This window comes from Dialister sp., assembly GCF_036343215.1.
Classification (GTDB): domain Bacteria; phylum Bacillota; class Negativicutes; order Veillonellales; family Dialisteraceae; genus Dialister.
Genome location: NZ_JAZASU010000121.1, coordinates 1 through 4548, shown reverse-complemented (window position 1 = coordinate 4548; position 4548 = coordinate 1). Strand labels below are relative to the sequence as shown.

5 protein-coding genes and 1 CRISPR repeat array are annotated in these 4548 nt (G+C 43.4%); all 5 genes read left to right on the top strand.

Annotation, left to right across the window (positions count from 1 at the left end; all coding sequences use genetic code 11):
• Positions 1–605: a CRISPR direct-repeat array (repeat unit 36 nt; unit sequence GTAGAAATGAAGAATGCCCCGGAAGGGCATTGATAC).
• Positions 606–1527: 922 nt separating this feature from the next.
• Entirely contained in the window at positions 1528–2322 is a 795-nt protein-coding gene (locus VZT47_RS09435) for a hypothetical protein (RefSeq protein ID WP_330224714.1), read from the top strand.
• A gap of 16 nt (positions 2323–2338) precedes the next feature.
• Positions 2339–2734: a DUF3139 domain-containing protein gene (locus tag VZT47_RS09430; protein WP_330224713.1), complete on the top strand. Its 396-nt coding sequence runs from the start codon at positions 2339–2341 to the stop codon at positions 2732–2734.
• Positions 2735–2797: 63 nt separating this feature from the next.
• Positions 2798–3016 carry a hypothetical protein gene (locus VZT47_RS09425; RefSeq protein ID WP_330224712.1) on the top strand — a complete coding sequence of 73 codons (219 nt, stop codon included), beginning with the start codon at positions 2798–2800 and terminating at the stop codon, positions 3014–3016.
• A gap of 847 nt (positions 3017–3863) precedes the next feature.
• Positions 3864–4367: an RNA polymerase sigma factor gene (locus VZT47_RS09420; RefSeq protein WP_330224711.1), complete on the top strand. Its 504-nt coding sequence runs from the start codon at positions 3864–3866 to the stop codon at positions 4365–4367.
• Positions 4357–4548 (top strand): hypothetical protein (locus VZT47_RS09415; protein ID WP_330224710.1); only part of this gene is annotated, 192 nt, incomplete at its 3' end. The genes VZT47_RS09420 and VZT47_RS09415, both read left to right, overlap by 11 nt.

Sequence of the window (4548 nt, the reverse complement as noted above, 5' to 3'; positions counted from 1 at the left end):
GTAGAAATGAAGAATGCCCCGGAAGGGCATTGATACACGTTCCGTAAGCCATCTGCCGAGGGTTTCCGCTTCGTAGAAATGAAGAATGCCCCGGAAGGGCATTGATACAATTAATGTTCTCCTTAATTTTTCTGTCGGCGCGTAGAAATGAAGAATGCCCCGGAAGGGCATTGATACCTTCTGTGATATATACGACATCTCGGTCATCCCCTGTAGAAATGAAGAATGCCCCGGAAGGGCATTGATACATCTCCCAGCAGTTGCCATCGTCTGTGATGACGTGTAGAAATGAAGAATGCCCCGGAAGGGCATTGATACTAGGCTTTACCTGGCTGAAACCGACTACGGCGCTGTCGTAGAAATGAAGAATGCCCCGGAAGGGCATTGATACCGTGATGACGCTTGCAAGCTGTTTCGTAATCGGGCACGTAGAAATGAAGAATGCCCCGGAAGGGCATTGATACTATACACCTCTCTTTCTACTTGATTGCTTGTTACGGTAGAAATGAAGAATGCCCCGGAAGGGCATTGATACAAGGAACTGTCGGTTTGTTATAAACATAATCTTGGTAGAAATGAAGAATGCCCCGGAAGAGCATTGCAATCAGAAAGGGTATGTTGTCTTCAAGATGTAATTCACCAAAATCGGAGAATTAGCACCCCTTAATTCCCCTCTGTAGATGTTTTTCTGCAACGGGGTTCGTATTATAATCAGGTGTATCCGAAGGAAGGGGAGTAAAACCTGCATGAATTAAATACATAAAAATACACTAAGGGGAAAGGAAATCTGTCCGAAATAAGTATTATTCCATACGCAGGGGCAACTTTGAAGGGATTGCCTGACTGTGAAAAATCAATATTGCTTTTCTTTGGGCTAGTGCCTCCCGGTAAACGGCCCGCCATCATCGGCTGCATAGAAAGCAGCCACAACTCATATCTGCAGTTCCGGGAATCGGGTACCGGACCTGCGAATCCCATAAACCGGCTGGACCCGCAGCCATCATAAATTTCCATATTGGCAGCCTGTAAACTTAGTCTAAAAGGAGGCAGTTCGTAATCTTCTAAAATTCAATAAAAAGAAACATCCGGAAAACAGAGCGGGATTTCTGCCCTTTTTTCCGGGAAATACATCCGCCGGATGAGGGGGAATTTTACACTTTTTCCGGCTGCAGCGTTCGGGGAACTGCTTTCCCGTCAGGGACGCCGGTGTATCTTGACAACTGAATCCGTACACACAGGGGCGGGGACAGCGCCTGGGACCGGAAGTCATGCGGTGATCCGACAGGAAAGGACGGGGAGCGGACAAAAAGGACAACCCCTGTGGAGAACGGGATTTTCTTCGCTTATGTGTTTCTTAAGTAGAGACGTCTGGAAGGGACAGTCTGGTAAGACTGAGACAGTACATGGAAAGGGGATGATGACGATGAATGTTTATTGAAGAAGAAAAAGACTTAGATGGGATTTTCATTTCAGAAAAAGTGGTCCTTCGTGGAAACACCATTAGAGTAAATGGGGGGAAAAATAGGTATGCGAAAAATATATGCTGCAGTTATGGCTTTTGCTATGTTATTTTGCTTGATTCCCACAATGAAGGTTAATGCCTCTGGCGAAGCCCTTCGGGAGATAGACACAAAGCATGAGTATGTGCAAAGCGCATCAGAACCGGTTATATCAATCGACCAATTCAAAGAATTTCAAAACGAGGGAATTATTGGGGAAGATGTTTCGTATGAAACGTTTTTATTTGCGGTAAATGAAAGCAACGAAGCATATGAAATGCTGGATCGTAGCGACAGGTTTCATCAGATTTACAATTATTCTGTACAAAGTCTTTCCGCGGGCCAATTGAAGGCCGGAGACATCCTTATTACAAATGCTGTTAATAGTCTTGGCATAATTGGACATGCAGCAATTGTGATTGGCTATGATTTAATCATGGATATTCCGGGACCGGGGAATACGATTAGAACAATGTCTTCGGAAAATTTTAAGTCCTGTTTTCAAAAAGGATGGATAAAAATCTATAGACCTGTATTTTGGGATGAGGGCAATGCGGCGGCTGTATGGGCACGAAATAATTATCTAAATAAAAAACCTGTATATAAAATCACGATGAATATTAATTCAACAACTGAAACATATTGTTCAAAAATCGTTTTTCAAGCGTATAAATTTGGTGTTGGCAGAAAGGCATTTAATGAGTACCCACAATTTAATGGTTCGACAGTAGATATGGTGTGCGACTATGATAATAATTTTATGATCATTGCTCCATATCATCTGCCAATATCTTTGTGCGTCAACAATGTAGGAGAACTGTAGAGGAAGGACATTTTGGATGAAAAACATAATTCGATGTATCATCGTTATGGCTATCTGCCTGTTAGTGCTCTTTATCTTGTACGAATGGCCAATACAAAGGTATCTTGCCTTACGAAATGTAGGCAAATACATTAAGCTTCAGGGAGCTGATATAGAAGATATATCAGAAAAGGACATTAGAAAGAACTTTATCCAGGATGGGTATTTGATAGATATTCGCTACAAAAGTGACCCGGAGTTTATATATGAATATATCTTCAGTGTATATGATGTAGAAAAACTATTTAGTGCAGATTCTGTAACCTGTATAGTATATGATAATAATAATGCAACTGTTGATACTACAGATGCATATTTACGGATTAAGTATCAGCCGATAGAAGAAGCTGCGCGAGAAAATACTGTACAATAATTGTCAGAGAAACGGATAGCAATCTTTCAAGGAACCAGTTATGCGCATGGAAATACATTAGGCATGATAAATCATGAAACGCTGGCAATAGCAGATGCTACTTATTCCGGACTTTTTCACCATCTGAATATGAATATTCATTCTGGCGATGATCAGGAAATTCAGATAAAAGATTGCCAATCTAACGGATGTAAAAAAACTGGAATTGAATCCGGCTTGCATACATTTACCGGTAAAATCGCAGCTCTAAGATTAGATGTTGTAGTGAGACAAACGGCTTGAAACCATTTTGGCTTCAAGCCGTTTTTTGATTCCGGTAGGCCGGATTTTTTTAAAAATCTCGATTTTTCGTCAAAATCCGGTCTTTTTTGACTGGCCTCAAGGCCTTGATATTACTGTATTTGCGAATCTTGCACCTCTTGAAACCCGCTCTCACAGCAATATTTCGAAAAATTATAGAGGTAAAATCGCTCAACCACGCCCCGCAACCCGATTCCGTGACAATTTGTCACACTTTGCTTTTTGCCCATAATCAGAGCAGATTTGCCTTCAAGATGCTTTCATTCTCCCTATATGGGGAGACTGACGATTCCCTGAAAGCAGTGCAAGATTTGGCTGACATTGCCGATGGTAAAATTTCCGGGTGTGTAAATTGTAGAAATGCAGTGATTTCTAAGGACACATCGACGTTGGTAAGGCCTGCAGGCTGTGTAAACAGTTGAAAATCGATCGCAGTTTCCAGAAAGTCTTGAAAACAATGCCTCATCGACGTTGGTAAGGCAGAAAAATCAGGAAATTGTTTTTGAGAAGGGTTTTCCGGAGAGGAAAATCCCGTGATGAATGGAAACCCGCATAAATAGCGGGACACAACGACGTTGGTAAAAAAGAAATGACGGGCCCGCTCAAATAGCCGGAAAGTAACAGGATACGCCTGTTGGCGCAACCGACAGGCGAGGAAACTGGCCACCCACGGTGTCCACATCAGGGAAGACCCTATGACCCCGGATTCATGGCTTAGGCGCCTAAACCCAGCCGTAAAAATACTTTGGCAAATGATATAGTTCGAAGTTTTTTCATTTTTATGAAACCTTTTGCCCCTTTCTCTTGTTGTACTATATAGAAGGCGCTTTTGAAAGGTGAATGCATGAAACCGGAAGCAAACGAGCTGGTGAATTCCTGCTACGGACACATCTACAGCTATCTCTATATGATGCTGAAAAATACTATTGATGCAGAGGATGCGACGCAGGAGACTTTTTACCGTTTTCTGTCGAAGGAGCCGGAAACGGACTCTGTTGAAGAGGCCAGGAAATATCTTTTCCGGATTGCCGCGAACATCTGTCGGAACTACTGGAAATCCGGCTGGTACCGGCGCATTGTACCGGATACGGAGAAGGTTCTATTGGATGAGGCCTGCGCGGAAGAGGACCGGGAAAGGTCGCTGGACCTGATGAAGGCCATGATGGCCCTTCCGAAAAAATACCGGAATCCCCTGCATCTATATTATTTTGAAGACCTGACCATCGCAGAGATCGCGGAAACACTATCCGAGAAGGAATCCACGGTAAAGACACAGCTGGCACGGGGCCGTGCGAAGTTGAAAAAGGAGCTGGGTGAAAATTATGAGATTTGAAGACGAATACAAAAAGACCATGAATAATATAATTATTCCGAAGACTTCTGCGGAAGAAATCATGGGAGAGGGGCGGCATAAGGCGTTCGTCCGGCAGATGAAAAAGCGGACTGTTCTTTCGGCAGTCCTGATCTGTGCGATTGTCGCTGCCCTGGGAGGCACCGGCGCCTATGCCGCAAGC